We start from the raw sequence: 24,764 nt of genomic DNA on the forward strand, positions 1-24,764 counted from the left end.
TTCTGGGGCATACTCAAGAATGAATTAGTGCATCATTGCAACTATAAAACCAGAGATGAAGCTAAAGCAGATATTACAAAATACATTGTGTTATTTTATAATCAGCGAAGAATTCAAAAGAGTTTGGATTTTAAAACGCCAAATCAAATAGCAGAGAACTTTTATCGGTTAGCTGCCTAGCATATCCCAAGTGAAAGTCTCCTGCTAATTCAGCACATATCAAAGATATTAAAGCTTCAAAAAGTTGAAAACCTCTTACACACCAGATTTATAAGAAGCAAGCCTATTCTAATCGGTCATCTAGGCGGGTTATATCCCCAATAATAGGTATTTAATAAGCTAAAATTAAAATACAGTTCATATACCTAGATAAAGGCCATGCAATAAAAGTCCTAATTAAAAAATAGCTTAAAGATGCATAACAGCGAGATCATCCTAAAATTAAGTTTTTTAATTGTTTATTATTCTCTAAATACTTCAGTTTAGTTTAATTGTATAAATTCCCTAGTTCTTGGGATAGTACTTTTATGCGTTGTATAGCAAAGTAACTCAATAAAATGAAAACCAGTGTGAGCATAGACTAGTGGGTGAACTGATGTTGCCTGTTCCTATCCTGTTGATCACGGATCAACCCACTTTGAATACGCTATTAGAGCGCGTTCTTATTGGCTTAGGTTATCCTGCGAAATTAATTCTTTGCACTGATCATCTCGCTGAAGCAGAACAACTACTACAGCACCATTTACCCAACCTGATTTTGATCGATTTATCTATTGATGGCATAGCAACGATTTCATTTATTCAGCAACTTAAAAAAATCCATCCCGATGCAAACGTCATGGTGAGCTTAGCGCAACATCAGACCACTTTACTGTTTGAGGCTATTCAGGCAGGCGCACAGGGTTATATTTTTTATCAACATACTGAAGCAGAAATGGTGAATAATATTAAAAGTATTCTGCGCGGCGGAGCACCCATCCATCATGTTTTGGCACAGTATATTTTGTCGCATCAGATTGAATCTAAACAAGCCATATCCACCACTCAACTCAAGCAGTTCCTACATTTAAATGCCATTGAATATGAGATTTTAAATTTGGTGTCAACAGGTCTTCACCTGCAGCAAGTTGCAGAACAGACTTCGGCTTCTCTTTATAAAATTGAAGGTACTATTAAAAGCACTTATCGAAAAATTGCCGACTTAAAAAGTTAGAACTCTATATTTTTAATATTTTTCTCGCATAAAAATAAAGGAGCTTAGAGGCTCCTTTATTTCTTGATCAACACTTAAATGAATTATTTAATCGCATCTAATAATATTCTTTGTGCATTATGGGCTGCTTGTCCATCTGCCACCTGTGCACGAAGCCAGGTTCCATCCCCTTGTAAAAACCACGCTTGCTGATTGTCTTTCAAATAAGTCAGTAGGCCTTGCTGATAAATACGTTTTTTCAGTGCCGGATCTTCAACAGGAAAACAGGCTTCAACACGGTTAAATAAATTACGATCCATCCAGTCCGCACTTGAACAGTAAATTCGAGCATTGCCATTATTGCCAAAGTAATACACACGGGTATGTTCCAGGAAACGCCCCACAATTGAACGCACACGAATATTTTCTGAAAGCCCCGGTAAACCAGGACGCAAACAGCAAATGGAACGAATAATCAAATCAATTTTGACACCAGCTTGCGAAGCTTCATATAACTTGTTAATCAGCTGCATTTCAGTCAATGCATTTACTTTGACAATGATTTGCGCCGGCTTGCCTGCTTTGGCATTGGCAATTTCTTCATCAATGAAATTGATCAGTTGAGCATGCAAGGTAAAGGGTGCGTGTAGAAGTTTCTTCAGCTTGGCCATTTTGCCCATGCCGGTCAATTCCTGGAAAATGCGGTGCACGTCCTCACACAGTTCCTTGTCTGTGGTCAGCAAGCCATAATCGGTATAAATACGGGCATTGCCTGCATGATAGTTACCGGTACCTAAATGCACATAACGCACCAGTTTGTTATTTTCACGGCGCACCACCAAAATCATTTTGGCGTGGGTTTTATAGCCCACAATACCGTATACCACCACAGCACCGGCTTCCTGAAGCACATTTGCCACTTCAATATTGGATGCTTCATCGAAACGTGCCCGCAGCTCAATGACTGCGGTGACTTCTTTGCCATTTCGTGCGGCTTCTGCCAATACCTGAACAATTTCGGAATCTGGCCCACTACGGTACAAGGTTTGCTTGATGGCAAGCACTTGCGGATCACGTGCTGCTTCACGCAATAGATTGATCACGGGTGCAAAGGATTCGAACGGATGATGTAAAAGAATGTCCTGTTTCTGCATGGCAGAGAAAATATTTTCAGACTTTTTCAATACTTTAGGAATAATTGGCGTATGGGTATCATAACGTAAATGCGGACGTTTAAAATTCGACAATAACCGCGCAAGGTTGACCGGACCATCCACTTTGTAAAGCTGATCTTTTTCCAGATCAAATTCTTCAAGCAAATATTCATAAATATTTTCAGGGCAATTTTGCGTCACTTCCAAACGTACTGCACGGCCAAAACGGCGCGAATTCAACTCCCCTTTTAAGGCTTTGGCCAAATCTTCGACATCTTCATTTAAAGCCAGATCTGCATTTCGGGTCACTCGGAACTGATAACAGCCGGTGGCGGTCATGCCGGGGAATAAATCTGAAACATGCTCATGAATAATGGCAGACAACATTACATGATGCTCTTTACCGTCAGTCAATTCATCCGGTAAACGCACTACACGTGGCAGTGAACGCGGTGCCGGCACAACCGCCAAATCAATTTGACGACCAAAGGCATCTTTACCTTCTAGCGTCACAATAAAGTTTAAGCTTTTGTTGACCAAACGCGGAAATGGATGAGCCGGATCCAGGCTAATCGGAGTCAGTACCGGCGCCACTTGCTCCTGGAAATACTTCTTAACCCAGGCAGATTGAGCAGGCGTGAGTTCTCCACGGCGTAAAAAACAGATATCTTCTTCACGCAGTTTTGGCAGAATTTCTTCATTTAAAATACGGTACTGGCGTTCGATGGCATCATGCGCCCTTTTAGAAATAATCTCTAAAACCTGTTTGGGGGTTAAACCATCCGGACTATGACTTTCATTGCCTAAATCGAGCTGTTCCATCAGTCCCGCAAATCGGATTTCAAAAAACTCGTCCAGATTACGTGAAAAAATAAGCAAAAAATTCATCCGTTCAAGTAAAGGATGCAGTGGGTCAACCGCCTGTTCTAATACACGAAGATGAAAATCTAAAATAGAAAGTTCACGATTAATGTAGCGATCGTTATATGTATATTCTGTTTGTGTAGGAGATAAGCCTGCTGCAGTATTCATACCTAACCTTTACTTCTTCGAATGTGATCCGTATCTTGATCAGTATGCTTCAAAATTATGACAATTTCATAAAAAAAGCCCAAAAAATTTGGGCTTTTTATTACACTTTTTCATTAAGGAATATTGCTATAACGCATATATTTCTGAATCATCCGTTTGCGGTATTTTAATTTTCGGTCATCACGATGGTCTTGGTAATATTTTGGATTGGGTAAAATGGCAGCCAGGAAGGCAGCTTGTTCACGGGTCAAGCTTCTCGCACTTTTGCCAAAATAATGCTGGGTTGCGGCTTCCACGCCATAAATATTGTCACCAAATTCAACCGAGTTTAAATACACTTCTAAAATACGTTGTTTGGTCCAGACGCGCTCCATCATCCATGTTGCAACAGCTTCTTGACCTTTACGCAGAAATGAACGCTTGTTATATAAAAATAGATTTTTGGCCAATTGCTGTGAAATGGTTGAACCGCCTGCAACTACTTTGCCTTTGTCTTTATTACGCTCCAAGGCAAATTGCATGCCTGCCCAGTCAAAGCCATGATGCTGGAGAAACTTACCGTCTTCTGCAGCAACGACTGCATTTTTAAGGTAGTCACTGATTTGATCGTAATCACGCCATTGATGTTTGATTGGCTTAGAGGGTTCAGACCAATAATCCAGACGCATCATCATGGTGGTGTCAACCGGATGGGTGCGCCACCACACCAGACTTGCAAAAATCCAAAGCTGTATCAAAAGTACCAAACTGACAAGTATTAACAAACTACGAACAATAAAAGCTTTCATGTCAGTGAGTTACTCCAAAATATTTGTTTTTTCGTGCTAAGCTGATCGCTGAATATAGCAAAGATTATAAAAGAATAGCATGGCTGAACTTTCACCTCCTTCCATTCAAAGTAAACTCGAAGTTCACCTTTGGTGGCTGACTGCAGTTTTTATTGCCATTAATGTCGGTTTATTTCTCTGGCAAGTGCTCACAGGCGTCAATATTACCAGCCCAAGTCTGGTCGATGCTATTCATTGGGGAGCTGATTATGCACCTTTAACCTTTTTAGAGGAACCCACCCGCCTGTTTAGCAGCATGTTTTTTCATTTTGGCTTGATCCATTTAATGTTAAATATGTGGGCGCTCTATATTTTCGGCAGTGTGGCTGAACAGCTTTTTGGCCGATTCTATTATTTGGGTTTGTATATTCTTGCCGGCCTGATGGGAAGTTTGCTCAGTGGCTTTATCGATATTCAAAATACCGTTCAACTGCTGCAAACTAATGACCCCAAACTTTTCCCGACGGTCAGTGCCGGTGCTTCTGGCGCAGTGATGGGTATTGGCGGTGCTTTAACCATCTTGTCTTTATTGCCCATCTTACCGAAGCAGCGCTTTATTCTAGATAAAAAAACCTTGGTCATGGTAATGGGGATTAACCTGTTTATTGGCTTTACCATGCCGGGAATTAACAATGCAGCCCATATTGGCGGCATGCTGATGGGTGCGGTATTAGCGGCTATTTGGTACATGGGACAACGCCTGCATAAACCCAATCTAGGCTTTATGTTAGGTTTGGGTGTGGGCCTAATAGCATGTTATGGTTTTTACGATTACTGCATGCAGCAAGTGCAGCTCCTTGAACCTGTCTGGCGTCAAATTCTTGCAGCCATGCGTACACAACTGCATTTTTAATGTTAGTGAATCATTTTCGGGAGATGAATTGACTATTGATTCATCTCTCGCAAACTTTGTAATGGCGGAATATTACAGAGATAACTTAAGCGATAACGTCCAATCAGGGCACACATCAAAGTCATTAAAATTGGTAAAATCAGCCAAATTTCCCCATGCGCCTGAATGGTCAAATTCATTTTATAACTGGCAATCGCACTAATCACTTCTGCAAACAGACATGAAACCACGCCTGCCATGAATCCGATAAAACCGATCTCTACACTCATCATCTGTTTTAACTTTTGTTTGGAACTACCAAATGAGCGCAGCAAAGCCACTTCACGTTTGCGTTCATCCATCAGCAAGTTCAAACAGGCAACTAAAACCAATATACCAGAGACACTGACCAGTAGCGCAAGTATGCTAATAATTTGCACCAGTACATTTACCAGGCGTTTTACTTCATCCAGAATCAAGCTGACATCAATAAAAACCGTATTGGAAAATTGCTGAATTACGGAAACCAGTTGCTTTTTATCCTGTTCGGGCACATAAAAACTACCTAGATAACTGCCGGCATTTTCATCCATGGTCTTGGGTGCAAAAATAAAGAAAAAATTCGGACTGAAACTTTCCCACTCGACACTGCGCAAGTTAACGACTTTGGCTTGAATCAAACCTTCAGGCAGACTAAAAGTAAGCCGATCGCCTATTTTAATCCCCAACTCTTCCGCTGTTTTCACTTCAACCGATACATCACCGGCCTGTTGCAAGGCCGCCGTACCCTGCACGATTTTATTGTCAGTAGGATATTCTGCTGTTTGGGTCAAATTGAGTTCACGGCGTAAAGAGTTATTGCTTTTAAGCAAACTTTGCGAAAAAGGTTGATCATTCTTCGCCACCAATCGCCCACGAATATTGGGATAAAGTGGTGTACTGTGCCAACCCCGTTGCTCAAGCTGTGCTTTCAATAAAGGCATATCAAATGGCGGCAAACCGTAAACAAATTGATTCGGTGTACCTTGCGGTAATTGTTGCTGCCAACGCTCAAGCAAATCTGTCCGCAATACTGCCAATACGGTAATTAAACTTAGACCAAGTGCCAAAGCGGTAATTTGAAAGGCGGTTTGATAAGGCGCGCGTATATAAGCGGAAATGGACCATTTCAAGCTTTTAATCAGTTTTAAGCAGCCCCAAATCAGCATGTACAGCACAGTACACAAGATGATAATTGCACCGATGACCCAAGCAGTCAGCACTATATTTTCAGTCAGGACAATACTAAACAGCACCAGACTGGCTGTCCCCATCAGCAACATCCATAACATCGACTGCACTGATTTTTCTTGCTGGCGAATCACCCGAATAGGCGGTGTATTGAGTAACTGCCATAGACTTGGCACGATAAATCCGAGTAACACCACTGCACTGGTCAGCATCGCAATCGGTAAGGGTCCAAGTAACATATCCAATGCAGAAAATTCAATTTGCAGATGTGGAATCAGTTGCAGCATCAGTTGCAACAAACCATAGCCAAGCGCGACTCCTGCCAGACTGCCAATCGCCATTGCGGCAATTAATACCACGCCCAATAACGCCAGATATGCACTCAGAATTTGTTTTTTAGTCGCCCCGATACAACGCATCAGTGCAATACTATCCTGATTTTGTTGCACATAACGCTGACTGGTTAAGGCAATTGCAATACCACACAGCAAAATGGTCAAAATATTGGTGAGTTGCAGGAAGGTATCTAAATTTGCAATCGGCTTCATTAAACGGGTATTGCCTTCGCTGGCATTACGCAGTTTTAGGCCAGTTTGTTCATTCTGTATTTTGCTTTGCGCAGATTTATGCAGCTGATTAAAATCTTGTTCAAACTGTTTGGTCTGTTGGGCAGGCCCTGCCATCAATAAACGGTATTCCACCCGACTGCCAATTTGAATGGCGTTAGTTCGGGCAATATCGGCTTGGGAAATAATCACCGTAGGTGAAAAACCGGAAAAGCCCAATTCCTGATTGGAATCATGTTCAATTTTAGCGCTGACTTTAAATGTCCCATCGGCAATATTGATACTGTCCCCGACTTTGACATGTAACAAATCCATGGCACGTGAACTGAGCCAGACCTCTTCTGTCTGAATTTTTTGTGCCTGTGGTGCCACCCGAATTTCGCCACGCAAAGGAAAGGCATCATCAATGGCTTTCACATTGACCATCACAAATTGGTCATTAGTATGCGCCATCGAACTGAATGTGGTGACTTCAGATTGTTTTAGAGATAACTGATCAGCTTTATGTTGCCACTTTTTTTCAAGCGGCTGATTGTCGCTTAAGACCAAATCCGCTGCCAGCATTTCAGCAGCCTGTAATGCCACGGCATTCTGGATCTGTTCATTGCTAAATTTCAGAGCTGTGGTGGCACTAATGGCCAAAGTCAAAGCAATAATCAGCAAGTAGACACCGCTACTTTTAAAACTTTGGGTCAGCAAGGGTCGAAAAAGTGGATTCATTTCAGCCCTCACCGTTACGATGTTCAATCAAGCGACCATCGAGCAATTCAAAATGGCGCTGACATTGTTTTGCCAATGCAGGATCATGGGTGACTAAAACTAAAGTCGTCCCAAATTCACGATTCAGCTGAAATAACAGTTGCTCAATTTCACTGGCGGTTTGTGTGTCCAGGTTACCTGTAGGCTCATCTGCAAAAATGATTTTCGGATCGCTAATTAAAGCACGTGCAATGGCAACACGTTGCTGTTCACCGCCGGAAAGCACTTTGGGCGTTTGTGTTGCCTGGCGTTCTAGACCGACTTTCTGAAGTAAAGCCAATGCCTTTTTTCCAGCAGATGCAAAATTAAAATTCTTTTGTAAGCGCAGCGGCAACATCACATTTTCTAGCGCGGTTAAATGTGGCAACAGCTGGAAAGACTGAAACACAAAGCCGATATATTTTAAGCGAACCAGTGCGCGCTGTTCTTCATTCAGTTCAGCAATTGATTCACCACAAACCACCAGTTTTCCTGAACTGGCCTGATCCAGGGTCGCCAGAATTCCGAGCAAGGTCGATTTTCCGGAGCCTGAACGCCCGGTAATGGCCACCTGTTCACCTGCCAAAATATCCAGACTGAAATTTTCGAAAATAATAAATTCCTTTTGAGGAAGTTTTATCTTTTGTGTCAGTTGCTGTGCAGAAATTATTGCTTGTGGCATGATGGAATGGTCGCTCGTCACTTGGATCATAAAATCCCTATATGCAAAATCGCAATCTAAAAATTCGTGTATTTGCTTGCCTGGCGATGTTCAGCCTGTGTCTTGCTCCAGTCGTGGTGTCTGCTAAAACCATTATGATTCTGGGTGACAGTATTAGCGCAGGCTATGGAATGCAGGCACAGCAAGGTTGGGTGTATTTACTACAAAAACGTCTAGAGCAACAGTATCCGAAACAGCATAAAGTGGTCAATGCCAGTGTCAGTGGTGAAACCACTAGCGGTGCTTTGGCGCGGTTGCCTAAATTATTGCAAATCCATAAACCGAATATTGTGGTGATTGAGTTAGGGGGAAATGATGGTTTACGTGGTCAATCCCCGTTATTGATCCAAAAAAACTTAGCTCATCTAATTCAACAAAGTCAAAAAGCTAAAGCCACAGTGATTGTTTTGGGAATGAAAATTCCACCGAATTACGGTACAGCCTATAGCAAGGCCTTTGAAAAAAATTACCAGATTGTCAGTCAACAGTACAAAGTCAAATTAATGCCTTTCTTTTTGGAAGGCGTTGCAGGTAAGAAAGACTTGATGCAGCGGGATTTAGTTCATCCGAATGCCAGTGCGCAAAGTATTTTACTGAACAATGCTTATCCTTATATAAAAGGCGCTTTATAAAGCGCCTTTTATTCAGTGTGAAGCTTGATTTAATTTTAAAAATCAAAAAACAAAACTTCACCTGTTTCTAGAGAGTATTCTGCACCGACAACTTTCAACTGACCTTTGGCAATCAGGCATTCTAAAACTGCAGAACCATGACGCAGCTGATTTACAGAAGCAAAGACATTCGAACGAACTGCATGTTTAGACAGTTTAGATAAATCGTTTTTTAGTTCAGTTTGCATCAATGTTTCAACCGATGGTCGAACACGGTTGACAATAGACATCAGGTTTAATGAAGGTGGATGATCTGGATTCATTAAGGTATCAATGGTCGCTTGAATAGCGCCACAATGACTATGTCCCAATACCACCACAACCGCGCAATCATAACGTTCTGCAGCAAACTCCACACTGCCGACCTGTGAAGGTGCGACGACATTCCCTGCAACACGAATAACGAATAAATCGCCTAAACCCTGGTCAAATACCATTTCAGCAGGAACACGAGAATCTGAACAACCCAAGACGATGGCAAAGGGGTTTTGATTTCCTGCCATTTCTGCCCTTTGCTGATGTGAAAGTTGTTTGGGGTGTGTCGTTTCCCCCGATACAAAACGCTGGTTCCCTTTTTTTAAACGATCTAAAGCTTCTTCTGCTGTTAGCATGCTGGTCTTCCAAGGTTTTAAGTTACAATATTTTAATGCGATGCAATTGGAAAGTCACTTGCAAAAAAGTATAGCTGTTGATTTTATAACTAAGGTTACAAAATATTTTATTTAGCTCATAAACTTGCCCCCTATCACACTTTTAAAGTGACATGTAACGCAATTCAAAAAACTATTCAGTGACAATTATTTAATAATAATTACAATATACTACAGACATTTTTAAAAAAATAAAATGTAGTCAAAATCAGATGATTTTTATAGGATTACTTCTAAAGAATTATCGTCATGAATACATTAGGATGATGATCAATGACAACACTTCAATCGACTTTATCCCGCTTTTTACAAACCACCTGCTTGGCCCTTTCTATCAGTGTGCCTGTTTTTTCCCATGCAGCAATAAATAAAAATACTTACGTGGTTCAACCTTCACTTGAAAATTATTTAGTCAAAGAACGTAATGCAGCCGGACTACGCAGTAAAACCATTAAAATTGATGATATCACCTGGAGCTACAGTGAAAGTGGCTCGAGCAATAAACCTGCCGTATTGCTCCTTCATGGCTTGGCTGGCAATCGTGATAACTGGAATGGGGTGGCACATTTTTTAACCCCCTACTATCACGTGATTATTCCCGACCTTCCCGGCAATGGCGAAACCAAAGTTGCAGATAATTTTGACCTGTCTGTCCCCAATGTCACGCAGCGTTTACGCCGTTTCGTTGAAGCCATTGATGTGGAAGACAAACTGAATATTGCCGGTCACTCGCTGGGCGGATCGATTGCCACGGTTTATGCATCCCAATATCCATTTGATACGCAAAGCCTGTTTTTGCTCAATAGCGCCGGAATCTATAAACGGGCCAATACCGCCTACACCAAAGACCCTTATTTTTTAAAGCATCTGATTGTGTCTAAGCCGGGCGATCTGGACGATGTGATGGGTCAAGTCATGCAAAACCCACCGGACTTACCGATTTATTTTAAAAAAGCACAAGAAAAAATGCTGATTTCTCAGTCAGTGCAAACCCGTAAAATGATTGACCAATTAATCACCCTGAGTCGTATTTATACGCCTGAATCGTTTGCCCGAATGACGCAAACCATTGAAGCACCCACCCTGATCCTGTGGGGCAAGCAAGATAAAATTATTAATGTCGAAGCTGCAAATGAATTACAATCTTTATTGAAGCGTGCAGAAACCCCGGTGATTTTAAATAATGTCGGGCACATGCCTATTTTAGAAGCAGAACAACAAGTGGCGAACCACTATTTACCTTTTCTAGCAAAAACCCAAAAGTTAAAAAACCCACTTGCTGATAAACTTATCCCATTAAATTAGCTTGCAGAGACAGTATGCCGAAACACCCGATGATTGAGCAATTGATTGAAGCTCATCTTGACTTTTTAGAGCAAGAGTTTTCACATACTGCCACTATTCAGAGCGAATTTCTAAATTTCTACCAGTGGTTTAGAAAACAGACTTTGCAGGAGATCTGGTCATTTGAGCAAATCAATGCGCTTTTGCAAAAGCAGGTTCTAGCCACACCTGCCAGTCACTTTTTGATTGAGCAAATTAGCGAACATCTGCGCTTTGCCTTAATTCATCCTGCCAATGAAAGCACTCAGATTGCGGATGTCATTCCGGTATTAACCGTCGATAAAATTGCCCAATATGTCGCCAGTAAAAGTGCTCACCGTCAGCGTTTAATTAAAACCGTGGTCAATAATCCTGCTTTTTCTGCGATGATTACCCAGCTAATCCAGCATTCCATTCAAGACTATGTGGATAATTCAGTCATGGCAAAACGGGTGCCTGGCGTGTCCCGTTTTATGAAAATGGGCAAATCGGTTTTAGAAACCGTGACCGATTCAAATCTGGATGAAACGATTGCGCATTATCTGCAAAAGAATATTTTAAAACTGAGTCAAATGAGTGAGCATGTTTTAAATCAGCACTTTGATGATGAAAAGCTCTATCATTTTCAAGCAAATCTTTGGCATAAAATTAAGGATATGCCTTTAAATGTTTTAAAGAATTATATTGAAGTTCAGGACCTGTCCAATACCGTGAGTTTGGGCCATGAAATTTGGGATCACATCCGTCAGACTGACTATTTAAAACAGCAAGTTCATGATGGTGTCTATGCCTGGTACATCCGTAATCAGGAACGTCCGTTTGATTTGTTATTACGTGACCTGAATATTGATGAAGCCTTGATTCAACATGAATTGCAGCAGTTGTTAGCCCCTGTTGTGCAAAAACTGGTTTCATCTGCATATCTACGTGAACGTGCCCGAACATATTTAGAGAAATTCTATTATGCTGAAACGGCACAGAAAATTTTAAATCTGGATGCTTAATTTCCAGTGATAAAAAAGCCGCTTAAAGCGGCTTTTTTATGACCTTATAGAATTAGAAACGTGTCGTTAAACCAACGAAATACGTACGTCCTTGAATTGAGTAATAATCTTCTGAACTATCTGTGGTTTCCATTGATTCATCAAACAAGTTCGATACACCAGCACGAACAGTGACATTGTCATTTAAAGTGTAATTCGCATTCACACCATACAATGTATATGCTTTCGCCCATGCATTTGCATCCGATGTTTCTGTTGTATATTGCTTGCCAATGTATTGCAGGTTCATTTGTAAAGCGAGTGCATCAGAGGCTTGTAAATCAATTGCTGAATGAACTGAAAGCTCAGGTGTGCTAATTAAGGCAGCACCCGTATCCAGATTTTTCGATTCAAGGAAATAAGTTGCATTCGTTGACCAGCGTGCATAGTCGGTCAGATTCATTGCAAATGTCCCTTCTAGGCCACGAATACGTGCTTTTTCAGCATTATCAGGTGCGATATACCATACACCCTTCGGATAACGTGGGTCATTAATTTGTCCAGCAGCAATATGCTTAACCGGCGTATTCACCAATTTGTTATCAAAATCTGTATGGAAGTAAGTTAAACCGCCTGAATATTTTTCATCGTCATACTGGAAACCTAACTCGTAGTTTGTTGATTCTTCCGCTTCCAGATTAGGATTACCAGTGTTATAGCAGTTTACAAACGGATTTGTCGTTGCATTATAGGTACTTTGGAAACCGTTAGGATTAGTTACAGCATCGTATGTTCCAAATTGAGAGGTACAACCTTTACCACGTGATCCCGTACTGAAACCTGGCGCAGTTTGAACCAGATCCGGTGCACGGAAAGCGGTAGAGACACCACCTTTAAATGTTAATGCATCATTGAAATGATATACACCGTATACACGTGGGCTAAAGTTCGCATCATAGCGCTCATCTTTATCCAGACGGCCGCCAATCGTCACATCAAAATTAGGCGTAATGCTTAAGATATCTTCAAAGAATAGCGCCCAGACATCCGCGGCTACTGTTGAATCACCTGTATAGTCCTTACCATCAATTGAAGGTGCACCATTTGAATCAATCCCCAAAGTACGGTCGTTGGTCAACTCTTCAGAACGGAATTGCCCCCCTACTGTTAATTTGTGAGGAACAACCCATTCAAAAGGTAAATTTACTTTAGCATCAACAACGGTTAACTCTGTCTTTTGAACAGTTGGACTAAATACGCCATTAACCTCAGTCGTTGTACTGCGATCATATTCATTTTGGTAAACACTTAGGTTGGAACTACCCCAGGCATAAGTACCATCCCATGCAAGACCAAGACGCTGGGATTCTGTCTCATTTTTATCTCCAGCCGAACCCAGCCAGAACTCACCATCAGCAACATTGGGTGCATAGGTCGGGTTTGTATTGGTTTGACTACCATAGCTACCAAAAAGCTCAAATTGGTGATGATCATTTGGACGGTAAACAAGGCTTCCTTCAACCGTATCATTACGCATACCCGTGGTTGAACTTTCAAGATCTGTCACATTCTGATCGGCTTCACGTTCAGTACGGCCTGCTGTAATACGTGCACTCAGGGTATCTGTGAGGGCACCGCTTGCCGTTGCCGACATTTGAAGCGTATCGCCTTCAGTGCTGTCTGCCGGTTTTTCTAGATTAATGGTCGCAGAACCGCCCCACTCTTGAGCTGTTTTCTTGGTAATAATGTTAATTACGCCGCCCATGGCATCTGAGCCATATAAGGATGACATTGGACCTTTTACCACTTCAATTCGTTCAATATTTTCTGGATTAATCCAGTTTAAATCCTGACGTTGCAGATCTGTACGATACGCTGTACGTGATGAATTACCAATACGACGTCCATCAACCAGAATCAAAGAATATTCAGAAGGCAGGCCACGAAGTTTAATTTTCGCACCTTCGCCATTTAAGCCTGTCCCCCCTGATACACCAGGTACTTTCGATAACAATTCAGAAATACTTTTTACCGGTTGTTTTGCAATTTCTTCTGCTGTGAGGACTGTAATAGAAGCGGGCGCATCTTTAACATTTACTTCAGAACCACTCGCCGTTACAACAATTGTCTGCAATTTAGTCACTTCAGACTTTACTGCTGCTTTTTGTTCTTCAACTAACTGATTTTGTGCTTGTACTGAAACAGCCAACGCTGAAAGTACAGCAAAAGCTAAAGTCGATTTCATAAACGGCTTGGTCATTCAAGTTTCCCCAAGTAGCAAATAGTGGATAAGTAATGTAATTTACGTTGCACAGTGTAACAAAAATTAAACTTAATGCAATTAATTATAAGAATCATTATCATTAATTATGGTATTTTAGATAAAAATAACCTCCATATTGGAGGTTATTTTTGCCAACTTTAGGTCTTATTTAAAATAAGCACCTTCAGTGTTGCTGTGGTCAGTTTGGTCAACCACACGGGCTAATTCAGGAATATGTTGTTTTAAGGTTGTTTCAACACCTTGTTTCAAGGTCAAATCAATTGAGGAACAACCTTGGCAACCACCACCGAATTTCAATACAGCAGTTAGACCATGTTCTTCATCTTCAACAATTTCAACCAAGGCACAGTTACCGCCATGACCTGCAAGACCCGGGTTAATTTCAGATTGCAATACATAGGTAATACGTTCTTCAATTGAAGCATCCGCCCCTACGCGTGGCACTTTCGAGTTTGGTGCACGGAAAGTCAACTGACCACCAAAACGATCTTTATTGTAATCAATCACCGCATCCAACAAATATGGAATTGATGGCGCATCAATATATGCAGCAAAGGTTGGATAATCTTGTTTATAGTCTGTAGGAATCACTTCTTCAGGTGCACTATATGCCATACAACATTCAGCACGAGGCGTACCTGCATTTTCCACAAAAATACGTACAGCAATGCCCGGAGTGTTTTGTTTTTCAAGCAGGTCAAACAAATACTCTTGTGCCGTTGGCGTAATCAATAAATTTGGAATTTCTTCTGCAACTGCAGCGCTGATGTTATCAGTCGACATAATCATATTTCCTCAAGCTGAAGTTATCATTTTAACTGAAGATGCGGGGTAATAAAAAAAAATCAACTAAAATTGTCGGAATTATTATAAAAGTTCATCTTAACACTTCATTTAATGGCATTATTAAGTATAAATATTTAAAAGTTGAACTTTCAATTTATGCTAGATCTACCTTTTAACCATACTGTTTGCCTGATCCTGATTACAGTGGCTGTTTCACTGATTGCATTTTCAAATCAGAAGCTCATGAGCCGTCTTATTTTTTGGCCTCCCGCGATGCAGCGTGGACAATATGACCGCTTTATTACCCATGGTTTCGTGCATGCCGATGGTGGACATCTGATCTTCAACATGATTACGCTATTCTTCTTTGGCAGTGTAATTGAAAGTTTTTACCGGCAGTATTTTTTTGATCTTGGCTTTGTGTTGTTCTACTTAGGCGGCTTAATTGTTGCCATTATTCCAAGTTATCTCAAACATAAAAATGACCATCAATGGGCAAGTTTAGGTGCTTCTGGTGCGGTTTCGGCAGTCTTGTTTGCTTATATTTTATTTGAGCCGTGGAAACTGATTTTTGTGTTCTTTATTCCTGTACCAGCTATTATTTTTGCGATTTTATATGTTGCTTACAGTATCTGGTCAGGTAAGCGTGGCAATTCCCACATCAACCATAGTGCCCATCTTTGGGGAGCTGCCTATGGTGTGATCATGACCATCATTCTTGAACCACGCCTTATTCCACACTTTTTCAATAAGCTGATGCAATTGCCTTTCTAAAGTGGATTGTCCAGCTATCAATATTTCAAGGCGCTGAATTTTCAGCGTCTTTTTTTATATTAAAAATAAAATAATTCCTATTTGTTAATGATTATCATTTTAAATAATTCAATTCTTTGTTACCCTGTTGCCAAATTTAAGCGAAGATCACTTTCAAATGAAAACTAAGGTATTATTTTTAAGCGCCATTTTGGCTTCAGCGGGATTGAATAGCTTGGCGCATAGTGCAGTTTTCAATCTGGCTACAGAAAAACAGAACATTGAACTTAAACAAACACCGAAAAAAATTGCAGTCTATGATCTCTCCATTTTAGATACTTTAAATGCGCTAAATATTCAGGCTCAAATTGTGCCTAAAGCTACATTTACAGGTAGCCTAACTGAATATAATCAAATGCAGTTTGTTAAGGCAGGCAGTCTTTTTGAACCCGATTTGGCTCAATTAAAACAGTTAAAGCCCGATTTAATTTTTGTCGGTGGCCGTTCTGCGAAAACACTGCAAAGCTTGCAACCAATTGCAGCAACGGTTGATCTTTCTGCCAAAACCGACCATTACATGAGTGATTTGAGAAGTCGCACCGTAACGCTTGCAAAAGCCTTTAAGCGTGAAGCTATTGCCGCTAAAAAATTAAAGGATCTAGATCAATTACAGTTGAAAGTGAAAGAGCAGACTGCCAATAAATCAGCAGTGATGCTCTTTGCAGTGGGTGATAATTACATGCCGCATGCAGCCAATGACCGTTTTGGTTTTATCCATGAATTAACCGGTTTTAAATCTGTTCTTCCGCTGACTGAAAAAACCGATACTGCCCGCCCTGAAGCAGGCTCATTTGAAGCTTTAGCCGCAGAAAAGAAAAATGTTGAACTGTTAAAGTCTGCTGTTCAACAGAATCCGGATTATGTAATTGTGCTGGATCGTGGCGCGGTGAATACCCAGAAATATGCCACCAAGCAAGGCATTAAAACCCATCCTGTTTTGGGACAGTCTCAAGCGGTAAAACAGAACCGGGTTATTTTTGTAAATGCTGATGCTTGGTATATTACTGGAGCTGGTCTGGATAATACCGCGTTCATGCTAAAAGAAATTGCTCAAGGCATTTCCAAATAACACTGAAATACTAAAAAATAATACTGAAATGATAAAATTTATCCGTTAAGGAGCTGCGGCTCCTTTTTTTACTGTGCTATTTGAAAAAGATTCACACAATTTTGTCATTAAATGCTACCCATCAAATCAATTTGGCATAGATAATGTAGACATCCGTATATTAATGATCAAAAAAACGAGATTTTTTGCATGTCCACTTCATTAGATGGTCTTCAATTTCCGATCAATCCCAGCAGCAATAAGCCTAGCACCTCCCAGACCGGCAAAGAAATTATTGCTGAAGCTTTATCTATTGTTGACCACAAGTCATCAATGAATGCACTTGCGGAAAAAAACTGGCGTAAGCATTATCCTGTCTATTTTAAAGCCCTGGTTGAACAAGGGATTCGCAATATCAGTAACCCGATTACCATTGCAAAACAAGGCTTACACAAGGCCCATCATAGCTTTGACTTTTATAGAAATGGTCAGCGCTATTTACTTAAAGACATCATGAAGGATATCGATACAGCCCCTTTGTATACGGTTCAGCTGAAAGGTGAAAGTGAGTCGGCGCCTGAATGGTATGTGCCTTATAAAGGTCAAAAATTGCAAGGTCAGGCTTTACTCGACCAAATTCAAATCTGGCAAGATGCGGGCATTATAGAACCCAGTCATGCGGATGCTTTACGTGCTGCACACGCTCATCCTGAATGGTTCGACCTTTCTGACCGCACCATGGTCTTATTTGGTGCAGGTTCGGAAGCCGGCCCCCTAACCTGGCTGTCTAAATGGAAAGCCAATATTGTAGCCGTTGACTTACCCAACAGCCGCGTTTGGGACAGAATTTTAAACACCATTCAACAAGGCAATGCAACCCTATATGCACCCTGTGCGGAAAAATTAGAGGAAGGTACGCCAACTGCAACACTCAAGGAAAAGTTGGGTGCGGATTTGCTTACCCAAACACCTGAAATTGCCCATTGGCTGATCCAGAGTGAGCATCAGCTCGACCTTGCAGCCATTGCCTATTTAGATGGTGAAAAGCACGTCCGGGTGTCTATGGCCATGGACAGCATTATGCAGTACGTCAGTGAGCAAAAGGCTGACACCAGTTTGATGTTTATGTGTACCCCAACCGATGTCTACGCCATTCCTAAAGAAGTGGTAGACGCTTCAACGCTTAAGTTACTTCAGCGTTCAAAATCACAACGCATGATCAGTGAAAGCATTTCGATGATTTCTGCTCAGCACTTTTTCAAGAAAAACCTGGATGCGTTAATCCTGTGTGAAAACGGTCATGAATATGGCATTGCAGACTGCCTGGTGGTGGAGCAAGGTCCAAACTATGCTTTGGCAAAACGGATTCAGCAATGGCGTGCAACTCTGGCGCGTCATTATGGACAACGGGTCAGCATCAATATTGCACCCTCGACCACGACGCATTCGGTGACTAAAAATCCGTTATTAAAAGCCGCGTTTAATGGGGCAAGTTTGTTTGATGTGGAATCTTTTGAACCGGAAACGACCAATGCGCTGATGGCTGCATTATGGATTTATGACTTGCGCAATCCTGAATCGGTAGCCAATCCGGAAACGCCTTTGGATCATCCATTAGAATTGATGATGAAAGGTGCCAACCATGGCGGTCTATGGCGTGTGGCCTATTTGGCCCGTACCGCGCTGCCTTTTGCTGCACTGTATGGTTTTGCCAATGAAAAATTGCCGCTTAAGAAGATGTTTGGTTTATTTAAAAATAAGAAGTAGTTGTTAGACTTTCCTTTTGATGAATATATTCATTATTCTGGAAAAGCTCCCTCTCCTTAACGGAGAGGGTTAGGGAGAGGTCATTTTTTTACTGTACTAAAAGGTACATATATTAATTAAAACCCTCTACCCAATCTCCTCCCGAAGGGAGGAGGAACTTCTCTATTTTAAAAAGATGAGTAGTTCTGCTCATCCAGGAAGCGTTTATTTTTTTAAACCACCTATTCCTTAAAAACAAAAAACGCTGCAATTGCAGCGTTTTTTTTCAGATAAATATCTTAAACAAACTGCAAGAACAGCCAGAACAAACCACCCGATAAACAGATTGTGGCAGGTAAAGTGAAGATCCATGCGGATAGAATGGTTTTCACCGTCGCAAAGTTTAGCCCCGATTTATTGGCCACCATGGTACCTGCAACCGCACTGTTCAGAACGTGGGTAGTCGATACTGGCATACCAAAACCATCCGCCGCAGCAATGGTCGACATCGCAACAAGTTCTGCTGACATGCCCTGACCAAAGGTCATGTGGTCTTTACCAATACGTTCACCCACAGTCACCACAATACGTTTCCAGCCCACCATTGTTCCAAGGCCGAGTGCAAGTGCAACTGCCACTTTCACCCAAGTTGGAATGTATTGCAGGAATGAATCTAAATTGTCGCGATATGCTTTCACTGTCTCGGTTTGCTCGGCTGACATTGCAGGCAACTGTTCAGCTTTATCTAAACGCTTAAATGCCGTGGTACTTAAGTACATGTCATTGCGGATGATTGAAACTTCAGTTTCTGGAATGTCTTTTAAATCATCATATTGCGCTACACGATCACCCAAATGTTCCGACAAGCTTGCCAAAGCAGGCACCACTTCTGGTGACATCTCTTTGGTTTGAATATAACGGGTCAAGACTTGGCGCGCTTCGCCATCTGGAATGTCTGAATGATTGGCATAAATAGCGGTCGCTGCCTGACTAGATAACTGATCAAACGATTGAATATGTTGTTGATCTAGATTTTTATTTAAAGAATAAGCTAGCGGTACAACACCAATCAGGATGAGCATAATCAAGCCCATGCCTTTTTGACCATCGTTTGATCCATGTGCAAAACTTACACCGGTACAGGTGAAAATCAGGATGGCACGAATTAAAGGCGGTGGTGGCTTATTGCCTTCAGGCGGTTGAAAAAGTTCGACCTGTTTTTTGAAAACTTTTTTCACTAAAATAAACAAGATAGCCGCGAAAGCAAAACCGATTAAAGGTGAAAACAACAAGGCTTTACCGACTTTAATCACTTGGTCCATGTCCACACCACTGGCACCATTACCCATGTGCAGGATGTAGTTCATAATGCCCACACCTAAAATCGAACCGATTAAAGTATGTGAACTTGACGCTGGAATACCCAGAAACCAGGTACCCAAATTCCAGAGAATGGCGGCAATCAGCATGGCGAAAACCATGGCGAAACCTGCGCCAGAGCTGACATTCATGATCAGCTCGACTGGCAATAAGGCAATGATACCGTAGGCCACTGCCCCACTTGCAACCATCACCCCAAGGAAATTACAAAAACCGGCCCACATCACAGCAACAGGTGCAGACAAGGCATTGGTATAAATGACCGTTGCTACCGCATTGGCAGTGTCATGAAAACCATTAACAAATTCAAAGCCTAAAGCGATGAACAACGCAGTCGCTAAAAGAATAACCGAATATAAACTTAAGGTTGGAACATGGGCCAAATCGGTTGAAAGTTGAAAGCCGATGTACACCAAAGTAGAAATAATGACCGTAAAAAACACCGGCATAAAAAATTTCGGTGTAGGAACATGCACATTCGTCGATTTCGCTGATGCTGATGGCACCTGATCTTGGACGGGAGGAATATTAGAATTCATGCAGACGGTTCAAGGGGATAATAAAATCCCCTTATTGTTCAATTTAATTGTGACAATTATATGACAAACAGCTGTCACATAAAGCCAAATTTTAACAATTGAGCTAATTTAAATCACTCCGCTTTATCTTGGGGGAGCTGAACTGTTTTAAATCCATCATTTTAAAATATTTAAAGCCCAGAATAGTTTGTGCCTCAATATTTCAAAGTACCTGGATCATGCATAAAAAATCTTTCCAATCATCCAATCACTCAACTTTTTCTTATCTATGCTGAATGCTAAGGTTTTTATATTTCAATTCGATGAAAAATTCGGCACAAATGAACTTATTTTAAGCCGTGCTTAACTAAGTCAGCTGAATATTCCTCAAAGGCAGTGTAATTCTGCTAAAATAATGTCCATTTGTATTCCATCGGATTGGGGTTATTTATGTCCACGCTTGCCACCCTGAAAGAGCTTCTCGCCAAACGCATCCTGATTATTGACGGTGCCATGGGTACCATGATTCAACGCCATAAACTAGAAGAAGCGGATTATCGTGGTGAGCGTTTTGCTGACTGGGCATCTGACCTAAAAGGCAACAATGACCTTTTAGTCCTTACTCAACCGCAGATTATTCAAGGTATTCACGAAGCTTATCTGGATGCCGGTGCAGACATTATTGAAACCAACAGCTTTAACGGCACACGTGTTTCAATGTCTGACTACCACATGGAAGATCTGGTTCCGGAAATTAACCGTGAAGCCGCGCGTATTGCCAAAGCGGCTTGTGAAAAATACTCAACACCCGACAAACCGCGTTTTGTTGCCGGGGTGCTTGGACCGACATCTCGTACCTGTTCAATTTCACCAAATGTAAATGATCCGGCATTTCGTAACATTACCTTTGATGAACTGGTCGCTAACTATATTGAAGCAGCACATGCCTTAATTGAAGGCGGTGTGGATATTCTGCTCATTGAAACTGTGTTCGATACCCTGAACTGTAAAGCGGCTATTTTTGCAGTCAAAGAAGTCTTTAACCAGCTCGGTTATGAATTGCCGTTGATGATTTCCGGCACCATCACCGATGCTTCAGGTCGTACCCTGACCGGCCAGACTGCTGAAGCGTTCTGGAACTCGGTTCGTCATGGCGACTTGCTATCTATCGGCTTTAACTGTGCCTTGGGTGCAGATGCGATGCGTCCGCACGTTAAAACCGTTGCAGATGTGGCCAATACCTTTATTTCAGCGCATCCAAACGCAGGCTTACCCAATGCTTTCGGTGGTTATGATGAAACCCCTGAACAAACTGCAGCATTCCTTAAAGAATTTGCAGAAAGTGGCTTGATCAATATCACGGGCGGTTGCTGTGGTACAACTCCGGATCATATCCGTGCCATCTACAATGCAGTAAAAGACATTGCGCCGCGTCAGATTCCTGAGATTAAACCGGCTTGCCGCCTTTCAGGTTTAGAGCCGTTCAACATTGATGAAAATTCCCTGTTCGTTAACGTGGGTGAACGTACCAACGTAACCGGTTCTAAAAAATTCGCCCGTCTGATTCGTGAAGAAAACTATACCGAAGCTTTAGAAGTTGCCTTGGATCAAGTCCAAGGTGGTGCGCAGATTGTCGACATCAACATGGATGAAGGCATGCTGGATTCGCAAGCTGCGATGGTGAAATTCCTGAACCTGATTGCGTCTGAACCGGATATTTCCCGTGTGCCATTAATGATTGACTCATCGAAATGGGAAATTATTGAAGCGGGTTTAAAATGTGTACAAGGTAAACCGGTTGTAAACTCGATTTCCTTAAAAGAAGGTTATGACGAGTTCGTACACAAAGCACGCCTATGCCGTCAGTATGGTGCAGCGGTTATTGTGATGGCATTTGACGAAGATGGTCAGGCCGACACCGCTGCGCGTAAACGTGAAATCTGTAAGCGTTCTTATGATGTATTGGTCAATGACGTGGGCTTCCCTGCCGAGGATATTATTTTTGACCCGAACGTATTTGCAATTGCAACCGGTATTGAAGAACACAACAACTACGCAGTCGATTTCATTGAAGCAACCGGTTGGATTAAACAAAACCTGCCACATGCGATGATTTCTGGCGGTGTATCCAACGTATCTTTCTCTTTCCGGGGTAACGAACCAGTTCGTGAAGCCATTCATGCCGTCTTCTTGTACCATGCCATTCAAAAAGGCATGACCATGGGGATTGTAAATGCCGGTCAATTGGCGATTTATGATGACATCCCGGCTGAATTAAAAGCTGCGGTTGAAGATGTTGTACTGAATCAAAAACAAGGTGAAAGCGGTCAGGATGCCACTGAAAGATTACTTGAAATTGCGGAACAATACCGTGGCAAAGGCGGTGCTCAGCGCGAAGCGGAAAATCTGGAATGGCGTGAACAGTCTGTTGAAAAACGTCTTGAATATGCACTGGTTAAAGGTATCACCGCTTATATTGATGTCGATACTGAAGAAGCGCGCTTAAAAGCTGTGCGTCCTTTAGATGTGATTGAAGGTCCGTTGATGTCGGGCATGAACGTGGTCGGTGACTTATTCGGTGCAGGTAAAATGTTCCTGCCGCAAGTGGTGAAATCTGCCCGTGTAATGAAACAAGCCGTAGCCTGGTTGAACCCGTACATCGAAGCAGGAAAAACCGCAGGTCAAACCAAAGGGAAAATCCTGATGGCGACTGTTAAAGGTGACGTGCACGATATTGGTAAAAATATTGTGGGCGTAGTGCTCGGTTGTAACGGTTATGACATCGTTGACCTTGGCGTAATGGTGCCTGCAGAAAAAATCCTGCAAACCGCAATTGATGAAAAAGTCGATATTATTGGTTTATCCGGTTTGATTACACCGTCACTGGATGAAATGGTCTTTGTTGCCAAAGAAATGCAGCGTAAAGGTTTCCATGTACCGTTAATGATTGGTGGTGCAACCACTTCTAAAGCGCATACCGCAGTAAAAATTGACCCGCAATATTCAAATGATGCGGTGATTTATGTTGCAGATGCTTCACGTGCAGTTGGTGTTGCGACTTCACTGCTTTCACCTGAAATGAAACCTGAGTTCATTAAAGGTTATCGTGAAGAATATGCCAAAGTGCGTGAGCGTATTGCCAACAAGCAACCAAAAGCAGCAAAACTGTCTTATGCAGCTTCAATTGCCAATGGCGTGAAAATTGACTGGACCAACTATGTGCCGCCTAAGCCAAATGTGCTGGGTCAGCACGTTCTGAAAAATTATCCGCTTGAAACTTTAGTGCCTTATTTTGACTGGACACCGTTCTTTATCTCATGGAGTTTGGCAGGCAAATTCCCTGCGATTCTGACAGATGAAGTGGTCGGTGAAGCAGCGACTGATTTGTACGAACAAGCGCAAATTATGCTGAAAGATATTGTTGAGAACAAGCGTTTTGATGCACGCGCCGTGTTTAGTCTTGCTCCTGCAAAACGTACCGGTGCAGATACGGTTTCGATTTTTGATGAAAATCAAACTGCAACACATAAGTTCGAGCATACCCGTCAGCAGTCAGACAAAGTTTCAGGTAAACCGAACTTCTCATTGGCAGACTTTATTGCGCCTGAAGATACCAAGCTAGAAGATTACTTGGGTGGTTTCACCGTATCGATTTTTGGTGCGGAAGAAATGGCGCATGAATACAAAGCCAAAGGCGATGATTATTCTGCAATTTTGGCGCAATCTTTAGGTGACCGTTTTGCAGAAGCTTTTGCTGAGCATTTGCATGAACGTATTCGTAAAGAGTTTTGGGGCTATCAAGTGTCTGAACAGTTGTCGAATGATGAACTGATTAAAGAGAAGTATGTCGGGATTCGTCCTGCACCGGGTTACCCTGCCTGCCCTGAACATTCTGAAAAAGCCACCTTGTTTAGCTGGTTAGATTCAACCAATGCGATTGGTACTGAACTGACTTCAAGCTTTGCAATGTGGCCACCTTCAAGTGTCAGCGGTTTCTATTACAGCAATCCGCAGTCTGAATACTTTAATGTCGGCAAGATTGCGCAGGATCAGTTGGATAGTTATGCAGAGCGTAAAGGCTGGTCAATGGATGAAGCGAAGCGTTGGTTGATGCCAAACTTGGATGATTCGATTGATATTTAAGGCTTTTAAGATGTAAAAAAACCCCTCACATGAGGGGGTTTCTTTTTTTAATCTCCCTAAATCCCTCTTTAAAAAGAGGGATTTTGCCATGTGATTAGATGAATTACGTGTGTAGTGGTTTAATGAA

General features: G+C 41.8%; 18 protein-coding genes. 10 read left to right on the plus strand and 8 right to left on the minus strand.

Annotated features, from left to right (window positions below):
• Both E0H81_RS09720 and E0H81_RS09725 read left to right on the plus strand, forming a co-directional pair.
• The coding region (locus E0H81_RS09720; RefSeq protein ID WP_141738493.1) for an IS3 family transposase at positions 1-180 on the plus strand (180 nt) is incomplete at its 5' end.
• Positions 181-583: 403 nt separating this feature from the next.
• Positions 584-1,213 (plus strand): response regulator, encoded by a 630-nt coding sequence (locus E0H81_RS09725; RefSeq protein ID WP_131318513.1) that lies wholly within the window; start codon positions 584-586, stop codon positions 1,211-1,213.
• A gap of 83 nt (positions 1,214-1,296) precedes the next feature.
• Here E0H81_RS09725 and ppk1 read toward each other — a convergent pair whose 3' ends face one another.
• A complete protein-coding gene (gene ppk1, locus E0H81_RS09730) occupies positions 1,297-3,378 on the minus strand; it encodes a polyphosphate kinase 1 (protein WP_131318515.1) in 2,082 nt (693 codons plus the stop codon).
• A 113-nt stretch (positions 3,379-3,491) separates the two neighbouring features.
• On the minus strand, positions 3,492-4,166 hold the full coding sequence (gene mtgA, locus E0H81_RS09735; protein WP_131318517.1) for a monofunctional biosynthetic peptidoglycan transglycosylase: 675 nt from the start codon (positions 4,164-4,166) through the stop codon (positions 3,492-3,494).
• A gap of 79 nt (positions 4,167-4,245) precedes the next feature.
• On the opposite strand from mtgA, the gene E0H81_RS09740 reads away from it, so the two are divergent.
• Positions 4,246-5,058 (plus strand): rhomboid family intramembrane serine protease, encoded by an 813-nt coding sequence (locus tag E0H81_RS09740; protein ID WP_131318519.1) that lies wholly within the window; start codon positions 4,246-4,248, stop codon positions 5,056-5,058.
• Positions 5,059-5,090: 32 nt separating this feature from the next.
• Here the strand turns inward: E0H81_RS09740 and E0H81_RS09745 are convergent, their stop codons facing one another.
• On the minus strand, positions 5,091-7,553 hold the full coding sequence (locus E0H81_RS09745; RefSeq protein ID WP_131318521.1) for an ABC transporter permease: 2,463 nt from the start codon (positions 7,551-7,553) through the stop codon (positions 5,091-5,093).
• 1 nt (position 7,554) lies between these two features.
• On the minus strand, positions 7,555-8,283 hold the full coding sequence (locus tag E0H81_RS09750; RefSeq protein ID WP_131318523.1) for an ABC transporter ATP-binding protein: 729 nt from the start codon (positions 8,281-8,283) through the stop codon (positions 7,555-7,557).
• 56 nt (positions 8,284-8,339) lie between these two features.
• Here E0H81_RS09750 and E0H81_RS09755 point away from each other — a divergent pair, with 56 nt between their 5' ends.
• The gene (locus E0H81_RS09755; protein WP_244926529.1) at positions 8,340-8,924 is read left to right on the plus strand and encodes an arylesterase; all 585 of its coding nucleotides are present in this window, start codon (positions 8,340-8,342) and stop codon (positions 8,922-8,924) included.
• Positions 8,925-8,959: 35 nt separating this feature from the next.
• Here E0H81_RS09755 and E0H81_RS09760 read toward each other — a convergent pair whose 3' ends face one another.
• Entirely contained in the window at positions 8,960-9,574 is a 615-nt protein-coding gene (locus tag E0H81_RS09760; RefSeq protein WP_067868181.1) for a carbonic anhydrase, read from the minus strand.
• 312 nt (positions 9,575-9,886) lie between these two features.
• On the opposite strand from E0H81_RS09760, the gene E0H81_RS09765 reads away from it, so the two are divergent.
• Positions 9,887-10,918: an alpha/beta fold hydrolase gene (locus E0H81_RS09765; protein ID WP_131318527.1), complete on the plus strand. Its 1,032-nt coding sequence runs from the start codon at positions 9,887-9,889 to the stop codon at positions 10,916-10,918.
• A gap of 14 nt (positions 10,919-10,932) precedes the next feature.
• Entirely contained in the window at positions 10,933-11,940 is a 1,008-nt protein-coding gene (locus E0H81_RS09770) for a hypothetical protein (protein ID WP_131318529.1), read from the plus strand.
• A gap of 52 nt (positions 11,941-11,992) precedes the next feature.
• On the opposite strand, the gene E0H81_RS09775 is transcribed toward E0H81_RS09770, so the two are convergent.
• Positions 11,993-14,179 (minus strand): TonB-dependent receptor domain-containing protein, encoded by a 2,187-nt coding sequence (locus E0H81_RS09775; RefSeq protein WP_131318531.1) that lies wholly within the window; start codon positions 14,177-14,179, stop codon positions 11,993-11,995.
• Positions 14,180-14,347: 168 nt separating this feature from the next.
• Complete coding sequence (nfuA, locus tag E0H81_RS09780) at positions 14,348-14,986, minus strand: Fe-S biogenesis protein NfuA (RefSeq protein ID WP_131318533.1); 639 nt, start codon at positions 14,984-14,986, stop codon at positions 14,348-14,350.
• Between the two features lie 159 nt (positions 14,987-15,145).
• On the opposite strand from nfuA, the gene E0H81_RS09785 reads away from it, so the two are divergent.
• From E0H81_RS09785 to E0H81_RS09795, 3 genes are all read left to right on the plus strand, one after another.
• Positions 15,146-15,763, plus strand: a complete 618-nt coding sequence (locus E0H81_RS09785) for a rhomboid family intramembrane serine protease (RefSeq protein WP_131318535.1) — start codon at positions 15,146-15,148, stop codon at positions 15,761-15,763.
• Between the two features lie 157 nt (positions 15,764-15,920).
• The gene (locus E0H81_RS09790; protein ID WP_131318536.1) at positions 15,921-16,871 is read left to right on the plus strand and encodes an ABC transporter substrate-binding protein; all 951 of its coding nucleotides are present in this window, start codon (positions 15,921-15,923) and stop codon (positions 16,869-16,871) included.
• Between the two features lie 189 nt (positions 16,872-17,060).
• A complete protein-coding gene (locus tag E0H81_RS09795) occupies positions 17,061-18,617 on the plus strand; it encodes a hypothetical protein (protein WP_131318537.1) in 1,557 nt (518 codons plus the stop codon).
• A 278-nt stretch (positions 18,618-18,895) separates the two neighbouring features.
• Here E0H81_RS09795 and E0H81_RS09800 read toward each other — a convergent pair whose 3' ends face one another.
• Positions 18,896-20,515 carry an inorganic phosphate transporter gene (locus E0H81_RS09800; protein ID WP_131268535.1) on the minus strand — a complete coding sequence of 540 codons (1,620 nt, stop codon included), beginning with the start codon at positions 20,513-20,515 and terminating at the stop codon, positions 18,896-18,898.
• A 429-nt stretch (positions 20,516-20,944) separates the two neighbouring features.
• On the opposite strand from E0H81_RS09800, the gene metH reads away from it, so the two are divergent.
• Positions 20,945-24,637 (plus strand): methionine synthase, encoded by a 3,693-nt coding sequence (gene metH / locus E0H81_RS09805; RefSeq protein ID WP_131268542.1) that lies wholly within the window; start codon positions 20,945-20,947, stop codon positions 24,635-24,637.
• Positions 24,638-24,764 lie beyond the last annotated feature (127 nt).

Source organism: Acinetobacter terrestris, assembly GCF_004331155.1.
In the GTDB taxonomy this organism is placed as follows: domain Bacteria; phylum Pseudomonadota; class Gammaproteobacteria; order Pseudomonadales; family Moraxellaceae; genus Acinetobacter; species Acinetobacter terrestris.

Excerpts from the sequence above, each read along its gene's own strand:
- E0H81_RS09795 (WP_131318537.1), top strand. The coding sequence starts at position 17,061 with ATGTCCACTTCATTAGATGGTCTTCAATTTCCGATCAATCCCAGCAGC.
- E0H81_RS09800 (WP_131268535.1), bottom strand. The coding sequence starts at position 20,515 with ATGAATTCTAATATTCCTCCCGTCCAAGATCAGGTGCCATCAGCATCA.
- E0H81_RS09740 (WP_131318519.1), top strand. The coding sequence starts at position 4,246 with ATGGCTGAACTTTCACCTCCTTCCATTCAAAGTAAACTCGAAGTTCAC.
- E0H81_RS09765 (WP_131318527.1), top strand. The coding sequence starts at position 9,887 with ATGACAACACTTCAATCGACTTTATCCCGCTTTTTACAAACCACCTGC.
- E0H81_RS09745 (WP_131318521.1), bottom strand. The coding sequence starts at position 7,553 with ATGAATCCACTTTTTCGACCCTTGCTGACCCAAAGTTTTAAAAGTAGC.
- E0H81_RS09790 (WP_131318536.1), top strand. The coding sequence starts at position 15,921 with ATGAAAACTAAGGTATTATTTTTAAGCGCCATTTTGGCTTCAGCGGGA.
- ppk1 (WP_131318515.1), bottom strand. The coding sequence starts at position 3,378 with ATGAATACTGCAGCAGGCTTATCTCCTACACAAACAGAATATACATAT.
- E0H81_RS09750 (WP_131318523.1), bottom strand. The coding sequence starts at position 8,283 with ATGATCCAAGTGACGAGCGACCATTCCATCATGCCACAAGCAATAATT.
- nfuA (WP_131318533.1), bottom strand. The coding sequence starts at position 14,986 with ATGTCGACTGATAACATCAGCGCTGCAGTTGCAGAAGAAATTCCAAAT.
- E0H81_RS09755 (WP_244926529.1), top strand. The coding sequence starts at position 8,340 with ATGTTCAGCCTGTGTCTTGCTCCAGTCGTGGTGTCTGCTAAAACCATT.
- metH (WP_131268542.1), top strand. The coding sequence starts at position 20,945 with ATGTCCACGCTTGCCACCCTGAAAGAGCTTCTCGCCAAACGCATCCTG.
- E0H81_RS09785 (WP_131318535.1), top strand. The coding sequence starts at position 15,146 with ATGCTAGATCTACCTTTTAACCATACTGTTTGCCTGATCCTGATTACA.
- E0H81_RS09770 (WP_131318529.1), top strand. The coding sequence starts at position 10,933 with ATGCCGAAACACCCGATGATTGAGCAATTGATTGAAGCTCATCTTGAC.
- E0H81_RS09760 (WP_067868181.1), bottom strand. The coding sequence starts at position 9,574 with ATGCTAACAGCAGAAGAAGCTTTAGATCGTTTAAAAAAAGGGAACCAG.
- mtgA (WP_131318517.1), bottom strand. The coding sequence starts at position 4,166 with ATGAAAGCTTTTATTGTTCGTAGTTTGTTAATACTTGTCAGTTTGGTA.
- E0H81_RS09775 (WP_131318531.1), bottom strand. The coding sequence starts at position 14,179 with ATGACCAAGCCGTTTATGAAATCGACTTTAGCTTTTGCTGTACTTTCA.